The 18,115-nt window shown below is 51.7% G+C and carries 12 protein-coding genes and 1 tRNA gene; 11 read left to right on the top strand and 2 right to left on the bottom strand.

Annotation, left to right across the window (positions count from 1 at the left end):
• Both JHD74_RS11130 and JHD74_RS11135 read left to right on the top strand, forming a co-directional pair.
• A partial coding sequence (locus JHD74_RS11130) for an amino acid adenylation domain-containing protein (RefSeq protein ID WP_199062723.1) occupies positions 1-2,519 on the top strand: 2,519 nt, incomplete at its 5' end.
• A gap of 68 nt (positions 2,520-2,587) precedes the next feature.
• Positions 2,588-3,247 carry a 4'-phosphopantetheinyl transferase superfamily protein gene (locus JHD74_RS11135; RefSeq protein ID WP_074032072.1) on the top strand — a complete coding sequence of 220 codons (660 nt, stop codon included), beginning with the start codon at positions 2,588-2,590 and terminating at the stop codon, positions 3,245-3,247.
• Between the two features lie 50 nt (positions 3,248-3,297).
• On the opposite strand, the gene JHD74_RS11140 is transcribed toward JHD74_RS11135, so the two are convergent.
• Entirely contained in the window at positions 3,298-4,689 is a 1,392-nt protein-coding gene (locus tag JHD74_RS11140; protein ID WP_199062724.1) for a Xaa-Pro peptidase family protein, read from the bottom strand.
• Between the two features lie 475 nt (positions 4,690-5,164).
• Between JHD74_RS11140 and JHD74_RS11145 the strand changes: the two genes are divergently transcribed.
• From JHD74_RS11145 to JHD74_RS11160, 4 genes are all read left to right on the top strand, one after another.
• Positions 5,165-5,935 carry a histidine phosphatase family protein gene (locus JHD74_RS11145; RefSeq protein ID WP_199062725.1) on the top strand — a complete coding sequence of 257 codons (771 nt, stop codon included), beginning with the start codon at positions 5,165-5,167 and terminating at the stop codon, positions 5,933-5,935.
• Positions 5,936-6,494: 559 nt separating this feature from the next.
• Positions 6,495-7,229 carry a nucleoside recognition domain-containing protein gene (locus JHD74_RS11150; RefSeq protein WP_024529096.1) on the top strand — a complete coding sequence of 245 codons (735 nt, stop codon included), beginning with the start codon at positions 6,495-6,497 and terminating at the stop codon, positions 7,227-7,229.
• A gap of 16 nt (positions 7,230-7,245) precedes the next feature.
• The gene (locus JHD74_RS11155; RefSeq protein WP_037434993.1) at positions 7,246-7,707 is read left to right on the top strand and encodes a YjiG family protein; all 462 of its coding nucleotides are present in this window, start codon (positions 7,246-7,248) and stop codon (positions 7,705-7,707) included.
• 96 nt (positions 7,708-7,803) lie between these two features.
• Complete coding sequence (locus tag JHD74_RS11160; protein ID WP_199062726.1) at positions 7,804-8,916, top strand: M20 family metallopeptidase; 1,113 nt, start codon at positions 7,804-7,806, stop codon at positions 8,914-8,916.
• A gap of 49 nt (positions 8,917-8,965) precedes the next feature.
• Here the strand turns inward: JHD74_RS11160 and JHD74_RS11165 are convergent.
• A tRNA-Phe gene (locus JHD74_RS11165) sits at positions 8,966-9,041 on the bottom strand.
• A gap of 395 nt (positions 9,042-9,436) precedes the next feature.
• Between JHD74_RS11165 and JHD74_RS11170 the strand changes: the two genes are divergently transcribed.
• The 5 genes from JHD74_RS11170 to speF all read left to right on the top strand — a co-directional run bounded on the left by JHD74_RS11170 (position 9,437) and on the right by speF (position 18,062).
• Entirely contained in the window at positions 9,437-10,618 is a 1,182-nt protein-coding gene (locus tag JHD74_RS11170; protein WP_074029613.1) for a NupC/NupG family nucleoside CNT transporter, read from the top strand.
• 68 nt (positions 10,619-10,686) lie between these two features.
• Positions 10,687-12,630, top strand: a complete 1,944-nt coding sequence (locus tag JHD74_RS11175; RefSeq protein ID WP_037434725.1) for a bifunctional 2',3'-cyclic-nucleotide 2'-phosphodiesterase/3'-nucleotidase — start codon at positions 10,687-10,689, stop codon at positions 12,628-12,630.
• Between the two features lie 17 nt (positions 12,631-12,647).
• The gene (locus tag JHD74_RS11180) at positions 12,648-13,949 is read left to right on the top strand and encodes a pyrimidine-nucleoside phosphorylase (protein WP_199062727.1); all 1,302 of its coding nucleotides are present in this window, start codon (positions 12,648-12,650) and stop codon (positions 13,947-13,949) included.
• 165 nt (positions 13,950-14,114) lie between these two features.
• A complete protein-coding gene (locus JHD74_RS11185; protein WP_233169508.1) occupies positions 14,115-15,413 on the top strand; it encodes an OprD family outer membrane porin in 1,299 nt (432 codons plus the stop codon).
• Positions 15,414-15,899: 486 nt separating this feature from the next.
• A complete protein-coding gene (speF, locus tag JHD74_RS11190) occupies positions 15,900-18,062 on the top strand; it encodes an ornithine decarboxylase SpeF (protein ID WP_199062748.1) in 2,163 nt (720 codons plus the stop codon).
• Positions 18,063-18,115: the final 53 nt, after the last annotated feature.

An 18,115-nucleotide genomic window follows, 5' to 3' on the forward strand; every position in this document is an offset into this window, starting at 1 on the left:
CAGAATGCGATTACCCACGGGATATGACGATCCACGAAATGTTCGAGGCGCAGGTAGCAAGAACCCCAGAGAATATCGCACTGGTGTTTGAGGGGGTGAGCCTGACCTATCGGCAGTTGAATGAACGGGCTAACCGCTTGTCGGTTTACTTGAGAGAACGCTTTGCTGTCCGCACTGGCGATCTGGTGGCGTTGTGTTTAAACCGCTCTGAGTATATGCAGGTCGCGATACTGGCCATTCTCAAGGCGGGGGGCGCTTACGTACCACTGGATCCGCTGGCACCGGATGACCGGGTGAGCTATATGCTGGACAACGCCGGTATTGATATCATCTTGACGGCACACCCCGGCGATGAGAAAGCCGCTGCCCTAGCGGCAACCGGCAGAACCGTCATTGATATCGCCGATCGGGAAACGTCAGCTGATATTGCCCGCTACCCAGGCGAAAACCAGCCTTCATCGGTGCGGTCTACCGATTTGGCTTACATCATCTATACCAGCGGGACCACGGGCAATCCTAAAGGCGTCATGCTAGAGCATCACAGCGTGATCAACCGTATTGTCTGGATGCACAAGCAATATCCGATCACGGCGCAGGATCGTATCTTGCAAAAGACCAACTACACCTTCGATGTTTCAGTGTGGGAGCTGTTCTGGGCTAACTGGTTCGGGGCCTGTACCGTTTTTGCCTCGCAGGAGGCCTATAAAGATAATGTCTATCTGGCAGAACTGATTGAACAGCAACAGGTCACGACGCTCCATTTCGTTCCTTCAATGCTGTCGGCATTCCTTGAAACCCTGGAGGGGCAGAGTGCGTTGCAGGCAAAACTGGGCAGCCTTAACTACCTGTTTTGCAGCGGAGAGGCGTTAAACGTGGGGGAAGTCAGAAAATGCCAGCGCTTACTGCCGCATTGCCAGATCCACAATCTCTATGGCCCAACGGAAGCGACGGTGGATGTGCTGTTCTACGACTGTAACGCACGCTCCATCAAGGATGTGTTAATCGGTAAGCCGATCGACAATACTTCCGCCTACGTGCTGAATGCACAAATGCAACCCATTCCACCGGGGGCTATTGGCGAGTTATTCATTGGTGGCGTCGGTGTTGCTAGAGGTTACGTGAATAATAAGCCATTGACAGATAAGGTTTTCCTGAGTAATCCATTCCAGGGCAGTGAGGAAAAGCGACGGGGTTACAATGGCCGGATGTATAAAACCGGCGACGTGGTACGCTATTTAGCCGATGGCAATATCCAATATCTGGGCCGCAATGACTTCCAGGTTAAAGTGCGCGGTTACCGTATTGAGTTGGGAGAAATCGAAACGCGCCTGGCCAGTTATCCGGACGTTAATCATGCGGTGGTGATCGCCAGTGAGCGTGGCAGCAACGATAAATATCTGGTGGCTTATTATGTTGCCGCGCAGGAAATTTCCACCGAAAAGCTATGCGCTCATCTGCGGGAAACCCTGCCAGATTATATGGTACCTGGCGTATTTGTTCATTTGACGGCGCTGCCGGTGACCTCCAACGGTAAGCTGAACAGAAGGTTGTTACCTGAGCCGCAAATAACCCATTCCGTGACCTACGTGGCACCGGAAAACAAGGTTGAAAAAACGCTGTGTGAGTTACTCGCCGATACGCTGCAAGTTTCCTTTGAGGCAATCAGCATGGAGGATAACTTCTTTGCGTTGGGCGGCAACAGCATCCTGGCGATGAGGCTGAACAACCGGATTAACCAGGTGCTGAGGGTTAAAATACGTCTGCTTGATATTATCAATGCGCGCACCCTAAGCGAGTTATCGCAAGCCATTGCACAGGCTCAGGGGAAGTCCTTTGAGGTGATAGTGCCATTTAGTACGGTAACGCAAAAACCACAGATGTTTATGGTTCACCCTGGGATGGGGAACTGTTCGGTCTACCAATCCTTGGCCAATAGGTTGAGTGAGCGTTACTGTTGTTATGGGGTTGACTCATATAACTTCTATCACGAGCAGAAGGTCGAGCGGCTTGATGAATTGGCACGTTTCTATCTGGAGCATATCGATCGCGTGCTTGATATTACCCAGCCGGTCACTTTATTGGGCTGGTCGTTGGGCGGGAAGATTGCACTGGAGATCGCGGCCAATTTAGAAGCGCGTGGGGTTAAGGCGATCACTGTCTATCTGCTGGATACCTGGTTGTTAAGCGAAGATCATTATCTGCGTAATGATTCATCCTTTAACCTGGACTCTATGATGGAGCGGTTACAAATCCCACATTATTTAAGACATAATGTCGAATCGGTTGCCATAAGCGATAAGGTGTTGAATGCACAGCCACTTTCTGCCGTGTTAAAACATACGCAGATCGTGCTGTTTAAGGCGACAGAGGAGATAGATAATGAGGAATACCAGCAATATCGGTTTAACAACATTGATACTGGTGTTGAAAATATCGCCCAACTACAGCTGTTTGAAATAGCAGCCAGTCACTTTACCTTGCTAGAAAGGGAGGATGAGTTGATTAGCCATATCCGCTAATTCTTTCTTGGCGCTGGGCAGGGGGTCTATTACCTGCCCAGCATGCTGTCGGTGAAGGGTTAAAGAACATGACCAATTATATCTACTGCTCTCGTATTGACGAGCTAAGCAGCGAACTGCTTTATTCGCAGCGGGATTATCTTGATAGGGACCAACGGATCTTATTCGATCGGTTTAGATTTGATGACGATAAACGCCGGTCATTATTGGGGAGAATGCTGCTACGTTATGCATTAAAAAAACATGTTGGGTATCAGGGAAGTCATTTTCCCAGGCTGCACTATAACCGCTATGGCAAGCCTGCTGTGATGGGAATGAAAGGGGGGTTTAATCTTTCCCATGCGGGGGACTGGGCCGTATGTGCCTATACTACGCAGGGGGATATCGGCGTTGATGTGGAAAAAAGAGTCCCCATTGACATACGTGACTACCAGGATGTGCTCACCCCTGAGGAGTTTACACAACTCGTTCAGGGGGAAAACGTTGATTTCTTTCGTCTGTGGTCGTTGAAAGAAGCCATCATAAAAGCGGATGGTCGGGGTTTTGCTTTATCTCCGACCACGTTTACCTTACCTCACCCTTTTGCCAATGGCTTAACCGTCGATGTTGCTGAAAAACGGTGGTACTTGTACTCACAGGACATTGGGGGGGAATATGTATTATCCAGCGCCTCAACATCTTATGACACCGCACTGTTTTCGTTAGCCTTTGACACTTTGTTGGCCTGATTTAATCGTTGCCGTTTTCTGCCAAAGCCGTATGCGATATGGCGGCGCGCTCAGCTCTGGCAGACAAAAGCACTGTCCTTGTCCAGCAAATAAGGGCGCAAATAGGCAACGGTGCTGCACATCGGCAAGATATCTGCTGACAGCGTTATCCCCAATGTTTCGATCAGGTATTTTCTACGCTGCTGCATCCGCTGCCACAGCTGTGGATACTGCTGTTGGATCTCCAACTTCAGCTGTTCATCCGCCAGTAGCACGGTGCTTTCGGCAGAAACGCCACCAAAGTTGGGCACTGAAGGGATAATATCAATCTGCAGGATCATGCCGCTCAACAGCTTTTGCTGAGAGCCTTGATAAATGGGCGAAGACATCCACTCTTCTTCAGCGGTCAAATGCCCTGGACACAGCGACCAACCGTACTTTGAGCGCGGTAGGACCGCTTCCACGCGATCAAACAGATCGCCGCCACGCATGCCAACGCTAATCACTTCAAGCCAGTGGGCATAGGCCGAGAAGTAGGGCTTGGCGACCGCATCCAGATAGTTTTTCGCCTCTGTTGATAACTCACCATTAGCATTGACCGCATAGCCTGCCCGGCTGGAGGCCCCGCCGCGATAGCCTACGGTTAAAGAGATCGTATCACCGTACTTCACGGTGTTGTCGGTTGGGAACAGGTTACCTTTAATAAAGCGTGGGCCGCTGGACGCAATGGTGACGATACTCGGGTGCTGGCCAAAGCGCACCAGGCAATCCCCTAACGCTTGCTCTGTGACGCCCGGGGCCAGCTTATTCATGGCATCCAGAATGCAATCGGAGGCTAATGCGGCACCATATTCATAGTGAGCCACCTCGTTGGCATTATTGACCGTTCTTACCCCATGCTCGCCGATAAACAAGTCGGTCTCATTGGATAAACAGGCCTCATCACCGACAATGTTACGGAGGGTATCGACAATAAATGACGGGAGGTCGTAGATTTTCTTGTCGATTTCAGGCCCGTTGGTAAACATCTTCCAGCCAACCAGGCCGGTGCGGGCATTTTCCCGAATGCCGGCTTCAACCAGCAGCTCTTTAATCGACTTATCGCTTCTGCCGGGTTGATTTGGCAGTGAGAATTGAGATAGATGTACCGCCTTGGCTTGGATCCGCGCTTTGCTGACCTTATTGAGATTCTCGTTCCCTAGCACTAGCGTCATTTCGCCATCGGCGTTGATAATCAATAAGGCTTCTTCAAAGCGGGTGAAAAAGCCAACCAGATATTCAAAATTACCACCGTGCTCCACATCACAGTAAATCACCAGTTGATCAAGCCCACGCTGCTTCATCCTGTTGAGGATGTGGGTTTTTCTTTGTTGGATGGTTTCATCCGTTAGCGCAACGGGCACGCCAGTGCAGTCCTTTTGCGGCTCTGGGATGGTTTTTAAGCTTACTTGCTGGTTTTTCATGTGATCCTCTCTGCCTGGTGGGAGCTTTTGGTTAAGACTTATTGGCCAGTGTAAAACAGCTTAGCGTTAATTTGATCACAGTTTCTACTTTTATAGGTTTGAGTTCTTGCATTCATTTATCAAACTGTTAGCGTATTGGACTGTAAATTAGGATTGTTACTGTTTAACAGGCAAAACCTAAACCTCGGGTGGTGTTGGCTATTAGTTAGCACGCCACCCGAGGTTTAGGTTTTTTTTTGCCTCAAGATCGGCTTATACAACAGGCTGGCACCCCGGCAACGCGACAGAGAGTGATGAGGTATGAACGACCAGCAAAAGAAATTATTGATGGAGTGAGTGACCAATAAAACGTGGTTAGCCTGATGTACGGCATAACCCGCTTGCGTTTAAAACTATTCGTCTGATGTAGGGGGATATATAATCCATCTGCGGAAGACCAACAATAATACAAACTATAACCATTGAGGAAATAACCATGAAACGGTTTTCACTATTACTTGCTCTATTGTCTTCACTTATTTTTAGCCCGCTCTTGGCTTACGCTGAAACAGTCGGTGATAATACAGTCACCATTTATGTAACCCGCCATGGGAAAACCATGTTTAATACCGTACATCGGGTTCAGGGTTGGGCAGATACCCCGTTGACTGCCGCAGGCGTTACGGTTGCTGAACAACTTGGCAAGGGGCTGAAGGATGTTGAATTCAAAAAGGTGTATGCCAGCGATCTGGGGCGGGCGCGTCAAACTGCACGTATTATATTAGCCGCAAAAGGGCAGCAGTTGGACATCGTTGAAAGCGAGAAATTGCGTGAGTTCTGCTTCGGTATTTACGAAGGCGATCTCGATGCCAATATGTGGGGAGCAATCGCCACCAAGCTTGGCTATGAGTCGGAAAAAGCGCTATTCGGTGATTTTGCCAAAGGGAAATTGCCATTTGCCAAGATGTTCGGCGGTGTTGCTCTGGTCGATACCAGCGGTGAGGCTGAAACGTTTGCCGCCGTCAAAGCACGTATGCAATCAGAGCTAAAAACTATTGCTGAGGAAACGGCAGCTCAAGGGGGCGGTAACGTACTCCTGGTTTCACATGGCGCAGCCATTCTGGCCATGGTAGCGGATATGAGCTCTACACCCATTGTCGCCCCACTGTCTAATGCTAGCGTTACGCAGATTACTTATAAAAACCGTGAATTTACCGTAGGTAAACTGGGCGATATGAGCTATGTAGAAAAAGGTGCAAAGCTCTGATTGGGCGGTGAGCTAAAGGTAATTAAATAGAATACTATGTATCCATAACCCTCAATATCTAACCAGCATCAGCGGCAATCCTGTCACATCATCATATAGATAAGATCATTTAGTCCCTGATGCTGGTTTTCGGCTTTTTTTCTGCGTAGGAACTTAACCCGACGCACATCAGTGCATAAGCCAAGGCGAAAATGCAAGCTCTAATTATGAGTCTGCTAATTTAATAAAACATTAAAAATTAATAAAAAAATCACAACACTGTTGGTCAAGTCATGCACCCGTTGGCAATGCTATGAGCAGACTAAATCAGACCATGTTGTGAACACATTCGGTAATAACTACACATATTTTGTCATTATTTCATTAATAAATCGTTATTTGGGACAGAATAAAATGCCAACAACGTCATGTTTTATAAGTTAAATTTTCCTTTGTGCAGGATTTATTGATCGCCATCAGGATGCGCATGAACAAAAAATACACACAGTAGACTATTCATAAGCCGATGCTGTTATGACTGGCACTGGGTTATTTTGTGACACTCTGATAAGGAAATAACATGAGCGGACAGCAACAAAATATTACCTCCTCTGCTACAGAAATGGCTCCCGTTCGCTGGGGAGCCTACGTGGCGCTACTTTTTGCCATGGTATTCTTTTCCGGGCTTCTCGGCGGTAAAGAATGGTATGGCGTGTTTGATTTCACGACATTGAACGGGTCTTTCGGACGAGTCGTCAGTGGTGTGACTCAAAGCAACGAGGCATTAAACGTTTCCAACAGTACCTTTCGTGGTACCGGCGGTAATGGTGCCATGGATGGTTTTCTCTTCGCCTTCGGCCTGATACCTGCTGTCATGTTTGCCCTTGGCATGATCAATGTACTGGAGCACTACGGTGCGCTGAATGCAGCACGTAAACTGTTAACCCCACTGTTGCGCCCGTTGCTGGGACTACGTGGTAATACAGGTTTGGCACTGATCGGCAGCTTGCAGAGCACGGATGTTGGTGCCTCACTGACGCGCAAGCTGGCTGATGAGGCGCAGATTACTGAGAATGAAAAAGACGTTTTCACCATGTTTCAGTTTTCTGCAGGCGCAATGATCACCAACTTTTTCTCCTCCGGCGCCATTTTGTTCACTTTGGTCGCCGCTGACGGCACCCTGGCTGTTCCCGCCTCGATCGGCCTGTGCATCCTCGTCATGTTTTTTATGAAAATCGTTGGCGCGAATATTTTTCGTTTGTTGCTGAAAATGCGTCGTCAAGATAACGCATCTTCTGAAATCCATAAGGCATAGGGAGAGCACCATGAGCATGACGACTGAATCCAAACCCATGATCACCGATGTTTTTGTTGCTGGCGCGCGCAAAGGCTGGACCATTGCCACAACCAGTACCTTGCCCAATGTTCTGATGGCCTTTGTGGTGATCAAGGCGCTGACCATTACTGGCGCACTGGACGGGCTGGCTTTCATTTTTGCTCCCCTGATGCAGCTGTTCGGCTTGCCGGGCGAGGCGGCAGCGGTCCTGATCGGAGGCTGGATGTCAATGGGCGGTGGGATTGGCGTAGCCGTCAGCCTGTTCGATAGCGGGATCCTGACTGGAGAACATTTGGCTATCCTGGCACCGGCCATCTATCTGATGGGGTCCCAGATCCAGTATGCCGGACGCATCCTTGGGGTCATTGGCACCAACGCCAAACTGATCCCGTTGATGATAGCCATCTCGGTACTGAATGCCTTCGGTGCCATGTTGCTGATGCACATTTTTATCTAGAGGCACGGCGACCTGCGGGGCGAGTGCGAGATCGTACTCTCCCTTGATTTAATTTCAGTGCATGCGCAGCCTGCACAAAAGAACAGGGGAAACACCATGCAATTAGACGACTATCTGGCAGAGTTGGCCTCCTTGGTTAATGTGGACTGTGGTACCAATACGCTGGACGGAGTTGCCACCGTTGCTGGCAATATGCATGAGAAATATCAGCAGCTCGGCTGGCACAGCGAAATTGTCGATCTTGGCGACAAAGTGGGGCCAGGTGTTTTTGCTGCCAACAAACCCAATAGTCCACACTTTGATGTGCTACTGGTAGGTCACCTGGATACGGTTTTCCCGGTAGGTACCGTAGCGATGCGCCCCATGAGCATCAAGGAGGATCGCGCCTATGGCCCCGGCGTGGCGGATATGAAGAGCGGGCTCCTTAATATTCTTTGGGCAATGCGGGAACTGTCTGCAGAGGCGAAAGAGCGTCTCTCTATCGCGATTGCCATGAACCCTGATGAGGAGACGGGGTCGGTTTACTCACATGAATGGATTGGCGCACTGGCGAAACGCAGCCGCTGCGTGCTGGTGTGCGAGGCCGCCCGTGCGGATGGCTCACTGGTCAAGGCTCGCAAGGGAATGGCCCGCTACGAGCTGGAATTTCACGGCGTCGCCGCCCACGCCGGTAACGATCCTGATAATGGGCGTTCCGCAATCAATGAAATGGCCCACTGGATACTTCATCTTAATCAGTTTGCCAATGCGCAACTGGGGACGACCCTGAACGTTGGAGTGGTGAGTGGAGGTTCTGCGGCCAATGTAGTTGCGGACCACGCGCAAGCGATAGTGGATGTCCGCTTCTGGCAGAACGACGAATTTGAGCGTGTCGATCGGCTAATGCGAACCCCTACGCCTCACTGCTTTACTGCCGATGTTCGCCTCAATGTGACATTGCAGGCTCATGTGCCCGCCATGTCACCCTCAGCAAAAACCGAACAGCTGATGGCGAAGGTGGAGTCTGCGGGTAGGTTGGAGAATATTGACGTTCGCTGGCAGGCCGTCGGTGGTGGTTCTGATGCCAACCATACCGCCGCGCTTGATATTCCCTCACTGGATGGTTTTGGCCCAATTGGGGCTGGCTTCCATAGCCCGGCAGAATATCTGGAGTTGTCCAGCATCGAACCCCGAGTGCGTCTTTTACGCCGGGTGATAGAAACGCTTTGATCGCTGTCAGAAAGCAAAAAACCCGCCATAGGCGGGTTTTTCTAAATGATGGTGCCCGGACTCGGAATCGAACCAAGGACACGGGGATTTTCAATCCCCTGCTCTACCGACTGAGCTATCCGGGCAACGGGGCGCATTAAACCGTATTTGGCCCTGTGTCGTCAATGGGTTTCTGTCACAAAGCCGAGCGATTGCTCTAATTTCAAGCAAGGGCAGGGCTACCTTCCTGCGCCAGCATTCTCCCTTCTCCCCCAAAACGCCCGACACCAGAGATCGAAAAACTCGCCCCAACAATGTTCACCCCTGCCTATTCCCTAATCAAGTTAATGTTAGTGATAAGTACAACATGTTACATGTATGTATTTTAAGGCTATTGTCATTTTTAAATGTGATCGGTGTAACTTTAATAACATATTGTCTGTGTTATGTTTCGATAATAACATCATCAGTTCCCGGCATGTGCCAGGGTACAAGGCTGGTCAACAGAACGTTAAGGTTCACAGATAATTTTGGGGAAAAGATGAAATATATCATAGGGATAGTGTGTATCGTTACTATCTGTATTTTGGCACTTTTAGTGAGCAACGATCGCAAAAACATTCGCTATCGTCCGATTTTCGTCATGCTGGCCTGCCAGTTTTTGATGACCGCACTGCTGCTTAAGACCGACGTAGGCAATAAAGTGATTGGCGTGATCGCCGAGGTATTTGGCAATTTGCTCTCCTATGCCAACGAAGGGGTTAACTTCGTCTTTGGTGGTTTGGTGAATCACGGCGAGATCTCTTTCTTCCTGTCCGTTTTGCTGCCCATCGTATTTATCTCCGCGCTGATCGGCATTCTGCAGCACTGGCGCATCCTGGGCTTTATCATCAAGTACATCGGCCTGGCGCTGAGCAAAGTCAACGGCATGGGGCGCTTAGAGTCCTATAACGCGGTGGCTTCGGCGATCCTCGGTCAGTCTGAAGTGTTCATCTCGGTGAAAAAACAGCTCGGCCTGCTGCCGGAGCATCGCCTGTATACGTTGTGTACCTCTGCCATGTCGACGGTCTCCATGGCGATTGTGGGCGCTTACATGGTGATGCTTGATCCGCGCTACGTGGTGACTGCCTTGGTGCTGAACCTGTTTGGTGGCTTTATCATGGCGTCGCTGATCAACCCTTATCAGGTCAAGCCTGAGGAAGACATTCTGGATGTCGTTGAAGGGGAGAAGCAGAGCTTCTTCGAAGTCCTGAGCGAATACATCCTCGATGGCTTCAAGGTAGCGATTATCGTTGGTGCGATGCTGATCGGCTTTATTGCGCTGATCACCATGGCTAACGCGCTATTCACCGCTGCATTTGGCATTTCCTTCCAAGGGGTATTGGGTTATGTGTTCTCACCACTGGCTTTCCTGGTGGGGGTGCCGTGGCATGAAGCGGTGCAGGCCGGTGGCCTGATGGCAACCAAGATCGTCAGCAACGAATTTGTTGCCATGCTCAACCTGTCACAGGGTGATTACAACTTCTCTGAACGTACCATGGCGATTATCTCGGTGTTCCTGGTGTCGTTCGCCAATTTCTCCTCTATCGGCATTATCGTCGGTGCCATCAAGGCGTTGGACTCCAAGCAAGGTAATGTCGCAGCCCGCTTTGGCCTGAAGCTGCTTTACGGCTCCACGCTGGTCAGCTTCCTGAACGCCGCCGTCGTAGGTTTCTTCTTTTAATTAGCTCAAGGCCACATCAAGAGGTTGTGGCCTGCTACCGCTATAACAATAAGGAATATGTGATGAAAATGACTTCTCCCCTCAAGCTATCATTATTGGCCCTGTTGGTTACAGGCGCTGCGCATGCCGCAACGGTGGATCTCCGTATCATGGAAACCACCGACGTTCACGGCAACATGATGGATTATGACTATTACAAAGATAAAGCCACCGCTCAGTACGGTTTGGTGAGAGCGGCCACTTTGATTGATGCTGCCCGCGCAGAAGCGACCAACAGCGTGCTGGTCGATAACGGCGATATCATCCAGGGTAGCCCGATGGCGGACTATGCCGCTGCCAACCTGAAGAAGGGCGATGTGCATCCGGTTTATCAGGCGATGAACACCCTCGATTATGCAGTCGGCAGCCTGGGCAACCACGAGTTCAACTACGGGCTGGATTACCTGAAAATGGCGATTAGCGGGGCCAAATTCCCGTACATCAACGCCAACGTCTATGACGCCAAGACCAACAAGCCTTATTTCAAACAGTACCTGATCGTGGACACGCCGGTAAAAGATACCGAGGGTAAAGAGCATAAGCTGCGCATCGGTTATATCGGCTTCGTACCGCCACAGATTGTGCTGTGGGACAAGGACAAGCTGTCGGGCAAGGTGGTCGCCAAAGATATTACCGAAACTGCCAGGGAACTGGTGCCACAGATGCGTAAAGAAGGGGCGGATATCGTGATTGCTATCGCCCACTCCGGCATCTCTGCCGATCCTTACAAGGCGCTGGCAGAAAATTCGGTCTACTACCTCACGCAGGTTCCAGGCATCGATGCCATTACCTTTGGCCACTCTCACGGTATTTTCCCAAGCAAGGATTTCGCCGCTATTCCTGGGGTAGATCTTGAAAAGGGTACGGTTAATGGCGTACCCGCAGTCATGCCGGGCCACTGGGCGGATAACCTGGGGGTGATCGACCTGGTGCTGGAAGGGGAAACCAATAAGTGGAAGGTGGTCTCCAGCCGTGCAGAAGCCCGCCCAATTTTTGATAAGAAGAATGACAAATCGCTGGTCGAGGCCAAGGCTACGCTGGTGAAAACGCTGGAGCAGGCGCATAACGACACCCGTGAATTCGTTAACAAGCCGATTGGCACCATTGCCGAAGACACCAATACCTATCTGTCATTAGTGCAGGACTCCTCGGCCATCCAGATCATCCGTGCGGCGCAGAAAGCCTACGTTGAACACTTTATTCAGGGCGATCCAGATCTGGCTGATATCCCGGTTCTTTCTGCTGCGGCACCGTTCAAGGCGGGTGGCAGGAAGAATGACCCGGCGGCCTTCGTTGATATGCGTAAAGGGCCTCTGAGCTTCCGTAACGCGGCCGATCTTTACCAGTATTCCAACACGCTGGCGGCAGTCAAAGTGAAAGGCAGCGATCTGAAAGAGTGGTTGGAGTGCTCTGCGGGCATGTACAACCAGATCGACGTGAAAAGCGATAAGCCACAGTCACTGCTCAACTGGAACGGTTTCCGGGCCTACAACTTCGATATGTTTGACGATCTGAGCTATCAGATCGACGTGACCCAGCCTGCGCGTTATGACGTGGATTGCAATGTGATCAATCCACAGGCCCAGCGTATCAAGTCGCTGACCTATAAGGGTAAGCCGGTGGTAGCAGATGCGCCATTCCTGGTTGCCGTGAACAATTACCGGGCATTTACCGGCAAGTTCGCCGGCACGGGTGAAAAAAATATCGTTATCTCCTCGCCGGATGAAGTGCGCACTATCGTGGCCAACTACATCTCCGAGCAGACCAAACAGCATGGCGCATATAAGCCAGAGGTAAAAAACAACTGGCGGATCGCGCAAATTACTGCGGATAAGCCGTTGGATATCCGCATCGAGACCTCACCAAGCCAGAATGCGGCTGATTACATCAAACAGTCCGCACAGCATCCAATGGCGTTGGTAGGAAAAGACGATATCGGCTTTGCCGTTTACAAGATCGACTTACAGAAATAAAGATCCGGGGAATGACAATGAGAATGGTTGATATCATCGCCAAAAAGCGCGATGGAAAAGAGCTGACTACGCAAGAGATCGAGTTTTTTGTTAACGGCTACACCCGGGGAGATATTCCGGATTACCAGGCCAGTGCGCTGGCGATGGCGATCTTCTTTCAGGATATGAACGACCGTGAGCGTGCCGATCTGACGATGTCGATGGTGAACTCCGGTGACGTAATCGATCTCTCGGCGATCGAAGGCGTCAAGGTAGACAAGCACTCCACCGGCGGCGTGGGTGATACCACCACGCTGGTGCTGGCACCGCTGGTAGCGGCGCTGGATATCCCGGTGGCGAAGATGTCTGGCCGTGGCCTGGGGCATACCGGCGGCACTATCGATAAGTTGGAAGCGGTGGCCGGTTTCCATGTGGAAATCTCCAGCAAACAGTTTATCGAGCTGGTGAACCGCGACAAGGTGGCGGTGATTGGCCAGACCGGTAACCTGACCCCGGCGGATAAGAAGCTGTATGCGCTGCGTGATGTGACCGGCACGGTGAACTCCATTCCGCTGATCGCCGGTTCGATCATGAGCAAGAAGATTGCGGCGGGTGCCGATGCCATCGTGTTGGACGTGAAAACCGGTGCCGGTGCGTTTATGAAAACCACTGAAGATGCCGTCGAGTTGGCCACGGCGATGGTGCGCATTGGTAACCACGTGGGCCGTAATACCATGGCGGTGATCTCCGATATGTCGCAGCCCTTGGGCTACGCCATCGGTAATGCGCTGGAAGTGAAGGAAGCCATCGATACGCTGCGTGGCGAAGGCCCGGAAGATCTGACCGAACTGGTCATGCAGTTGGGTAGCCAAATGGTCGTGCTGGCGAAGAAGGCCGATTCGTTACCGGCTGCGCGCGCCATGCTGCAAGAGGTGATTGATAACGGCAAGGCGTTGGCCAAGTTCCGTGACTTCCTGGCCAACCAGGGCGGCGATGCTTCAATGGTGGATCATCCAGAGAAGCTGCCGCAGGCTAAATACCTGATTGAGGTTCCGGCCAAGCAGGCGGGTGTGGTAGCCAATATTGTGGCCGATGAAATCGGCGTGGCAGCCATGTTGCTCGGTGCCGGTCGTGCCACCAAGGAAGATGACATCGATCTGGCCGTGGGCCTGATTATGCATAAAAAAGTCGGCGATCGGGTCGCCATCGGTGACTCACTGGTGACGATCCATGCCAACCGCCCGGATGTGGCGAACGTCATGGCGAAAATCTATGACAGCATCACCCTTGCCGATAAGGCGCAAGCACCAAAACTGATCCATACCATTATTACAGAATAATAATATTAGCCGTGTTTCACCCTGGTTGCGGGGTGAAACACTTCCAACATTATCTAGAAATCATTTAATTAAAATAGTTCTGGGTGAGTAGATAGAAAACGGGATTTTTCTATGTATCAAATCAATAAATTTAAAATAAAAAAGCCTATTGCATTGTTTGCACTGATGTTCTCTTTACCCCTCAGTGCAGAGGAAATAAAGGTAAGCGATCATCTCTTCTCAAGTTTTATTAATGATAGTCACGCAGATCTTTCTTTCCGTAACGTGTTTAAAAATTTAAGCACCGAGGATTATGGGGAACGCTCCATCCAAACGGCCTGGGGGCAGGGGATCACGCTTGATTATCAGTCCGGCTATTTTGCAGATATATTGGGAGTGGACGCTTCTTATTATGGCGTGATTAAGCTGGCCGCCAGCGATGATTTCTGGGGCCGTAGCGTGTTGTATAACGACAACGGCCAGGCGAAAGGTTTCAACAAGATGGGTCAGCTCTACCTGAAAGGGCGTTTGGGTGATGATGACACCTATCTGCACCTTTATTCCGGTTGGCAGCAGATTAAAAAATGGGGCGCACTCAATAACTCCACGCGCGCTATTCCAAGTACCTATCTGGGCTTGCGTGGTGAAGCGGCTACCGGGCCAGTACGGGTACGCGGTGCCTACGTGACCCGTTATAGCGACAGGGATTCTCCGGATAAGATCCATTTCCTCACTGCGGATAAAAAGGAGATCAGCAGCATTGCGACCGGTGAATTGAGCTATAGCGATCACGGCTATAGCGCACTCTATTTCCTGGGTGAAAGCCATAACTATATGCAACGCCACGGGGTGGAACTGGGGTGGCAACCGGCGTCCTGGGCGGAAAATCGCCTCAAGTTTGCCAGCCAGGTGTATTACAACCATGGTCTGCAAGACTGGACCCGCATGTCCACCCGTCACAAGACGTTCGATGACGATGCCTACCATTATGCGATGTACGCCGAATGGCGTGCCGAGCGTTGGAAGCACAAGGTTGGGGCTTCATACACCCGTGCCTCACTCGATAATGGCAACGGGTTAGGGCGCTTTGAGTGGCACCTGGCCAAGCACAGCCGCGGCACCTTTAACTCGATGGCCGACAGTTGGGGTAACGACTATGTGGGCGATAAGGAAAAGATGCTGGCCTGGACCTTCGGCTATGCCGTTACGCCAGAGGTTGAGCTGGGGATGGTCACCAACTATGGCTGGGGGATGAAGTACCGAGGCCATAGCATTGAGCGTGGTGAAACCCTGGTTTACTCCCGCTGGACGCCGTCACAGCCTGCACTGAAAAACCTGGCAGTACAGCTGTCCGGTGGCCCATCCTGGAACTACCAGAGCCAGAGCCAGAGCAACCAGCCGAAGCTGACCTCGGATGGCAAGCCGATGCGCGCTCAGAACCACTCGATCGAACTGCAGGTGGATTACAAGTTCAACCTGTTCTAATCAACGCCTGCCTGGCCGTGTGGGGAAACCCACACGGTATCAATAAATAATTATGCATTAATAGTAACTATTAACCGGCTTGAACCCTCGAAAAAAACGTGTAATCATTGCGCGAATTCCCCACTTCATCACAGAGGAGTACAGGCATGACGGGTTTAACCACCTCAGCGCAGCTGCGCTCCAGACGTCTGATGATGCCATCACTCCATGTATCCTTAACGCCATTTATGCGAACGCCGCTGCCCGTTATGCGGTAAAGCTAGCCAATGCTCGCTGTTAGGCATGATTAAAAATAGAGCTGCGGCTCTGATTTTACTGATGTCTATCGGACGCTGCCGATCCCAGTCCCCGATAGTTGTCTGATGCCTACCCGCATCGGCCGGTCATGGTTGCGCCTTGGCTCATCACTTTGCCGGGATAACCAGGGTTATCTCATTATGTGCCCAGTGGCACACCCTCATCCTTAACCGTTTGAGACTCAGCATGATGAAAGAATTGAAGATAGCAACCAGCGCCAGCCTGGTAGCCAGCATTGAAACCCTGCGCGAAATTGTGCGCGTGGGGCAGACTGACTATACCGATGTGGCGGCGGCCGTGGTCTCCGTTAGCGATGTGGATGCCGGTATTCTGGCAACGCTTAAAGCGACCGGCTTTGAGATCCCGACGTTTGTAGCCGTTGAGGGGGATGAACAGCTTTCCCCGGATCACCTGCCGTTGATTACTGGCGTATTTGCCTTGGCTGCCGCGACCAAAGCGTTTTACATGGCGCAGTTGGAGGCCGCCGCCGATGCCTACGAGCAGGCGCTGTTACCGCCGTTCTTCAAAACGCTGAAAACCTACGTGGAAATGGAGAACTCAACCTTTGCCTGCCCGGGCCATCAGGGCGGCGAGTTTTTCCGCAAACACCCGGCAGGGCGCAAGTTTTTCGAGTTTTACGGCGAAACGATTTTCCGTTCGGACATGTGCAACGCCGATGTGAAGCTGGGCGATCTGCTGATCCACGAAGGCTCGGCCAAGGATGCGCAAAAACATGCGGCGAAAGTGTTCAACGCCGATAAAACCTACTTCGTGCTGAACGGCACTTCGGCATCCAATAAAGTGGTGACCAACGCGCTGCTGACGCGTGGCGATCTGGTGCTGTTCGATCGCAATAACCATAAATCCAATCACCACGGCGCGTTGATCCAGGCTGGGGCGACGCCGGTGTATCTCGAAACCGCGCGTAACCCGTTTGGTTTTATCGGCGGCATCGATTCCCAATGCTTTGATGAAGCTTACCTGCGCGAGCAAATCCGCCATGTAGCCCCGGAAAAGGCCGCTGCGACACGGCCTTTCCGCCTGGCGATCATCCAGCTCGGCACCTATGACGGTACCATTTACAACGCCCGTCAGGTGATCGACACCATCGGCCATCTGTGCGATTACATCCTGTTTGATTCGGCCTGGGTGGGGTATGAAGGCTTTATCCCGATGCTGAAGGAGTGCTCGCCGTTGCTGCTGGAATTGGATGAGCACGATCCGGGTATTTTCGTCACGCAATCGGTGCATAAGCAGCAGGCCGGGTTCTCGCAGACTTCGCAGATCCACAAGAAAGACGATCACATTAAAGGCCAGAAGCGCCACTGCAACCATAAGCATCTCAACAATGCGTTTATGCTGCATGCCTCAACCAGCCCGTTTTATCCGCTGTTTGCCGCGCTGGACGTCAACGCCAAGATGCATGCCGGTGCCGCTGGCCGCCGCATGTGGATGGAGTGCGTCAAGCTGGGGATCGACACGCGTAAACAACTGTTGGCACGCTGCTCGCAGCTGCGGCCCTTTATTCCACCGCAGGTGGCAGGCAAGAACTGGCAGGACTACGATACTGACCTGATCGCCAACGACGCACGCTTCTTCAACTTTGTACCGGGTGAGCAATGGCACGGCTTTGCCGGTTATGCGCAGGGGCAGTATCTGGTCGATCCTTGCAAGTTGCTGCTGACCACGCCGGGGATTGATGCGGCCACTGGTCAGTACACCGAGTTCGGTATCCCAGCCACCATTCTGGCCAACTTCCTGCGTGAGAACGGCATCGTGCCGGAGAAGTGCGATCTCAACTCGATCCTGTTCCTGCTCACCCCGGCGGAGAACCCGGCGAAAATGGATCATCTGGTGGATATGCTGGTGCAGTTCGAGCGATACGTCGAAGCAGATGCGCCACTGAGTGAGGTCTTGCCGACGGTTTATCGCAAGAATCAGCAGCGTTATGCAGGCTACACCCTTCGTCAACTTTGCCAGGAGATGCACGATTTGTACGTCAGCTTCGACGTGAAGCAGTTGCAAAAAGAGATGTTCCGTCAGGATCATTTCCCGCCGGTGATGATGAATCCGCAGGATGCCAACGTCGAGTTTATCCGTGACAACGCTGAGCTGGTGCCGATCGCCCAGGCAGCAGGGCGCATCGCGGCGGAAGGTGCCTTACCTTATCCACCGGGCGTGTTGTGCGTGGTGCCAGGCGAAGTGTGGGGCGGTGCGGTACAGCGTTACTTCCTGGCACTGGAGGAGGGCATCAACCGCTTACCTGGCTTCTCACCGGAGCTGCAGGGCGTGTATATCGAGAAGAAAGATCACGGCTGGAAACGGATTTTTGGCTATATGATTAAGCAATGAAGCCCGTTATTTGGCCCCAGTTCGGCGTTCGCCATTGCACCGTACCCAGGTGT

It is taken from the genome of Serratia sp. ASV30 (assembly GCF_016428815.1).
Taxonomy (GTDB): domain Bacteria; phylum Pseudomonadota; class Gammaproteobacteria; order Enterobacterales; family Enterobacteriaceae; genus Chania; species Chania fonticola_C.

Coding starts and splice junctions, on each gene's coding strand:
- JHD74_RS11135 (WP_074032072.1), top strand. CDS start 2,588: ATGACCAATTATATCTACTGCTCTCGTATTGACGAGCTAAGCAGCGAA.
- JHD74_RS11140 (WP_199062724.1), bottom strand. CDS start 4,689: ATGAAAAACCAGCAAGTAAGCTTAAAAACCATCCCAGAGCCGCAAAAG.
- JHD74_RS11145 (WP_199062725.1), top strand. CDS start 5,165: ATGAAACGGTTTTCACTATTACTTGCTCTATTGTCTTCACTTATTTTT.
- JHD74_RS11150 (WP_024529096.1), top strand. CDS start 6,495: ATGAGCGGACAGCAACAAAATATTACCTCCTCTGCTACAGAAATGGCT.
- JHD74_RS11155 (WP_037434993.1), top strand. CDS start 7,246: ATGACGACTGAATCCAAACCCATGATCACCGATGTTTTTGTTGCTGGC.
- JHD74_RS11160 (WP_199062726.1), top strand. CDS start 7,804: ATGCAATTAGACGACTATCTGGCAGAGTTGGCCTCCTTGGTTAATGTG.
- JHD74_RS11170 (WP_074029613.1), top strand. CDS start 9,437: ATGAAATATATCATAGGGATAGTGTGTATCGTTACTATCTGTATTTTG.
- JHD74_RS11175 (WP_037434725.1), top strand. CDS start 10,687: ATGACTTCTCCCCTCAAGCTATCATTATTGGCCCTGTTGGTTACAGGC.
- JHD74_RS11180 (WP_199062727.1), top strand. CDS start 12,648: ATGAGAATGGTTGATATCATCGCCAAAAAGCGCGATGGAAAAGAGCTG.
- JHD74_RS11185 (WP_233169508.1), top strand. CDS start 14,115: ATGTTCTCTTTACCCCTCAGTGCAGAGGAAATAAAGGTAAGCGATCAT.
- speF (WP_199062748.1), top strand. CDS start 15,900: ATGAAAGAATTGAAGATAGCAACCAGCGCCAGCCTGGTAGCCAGCATT.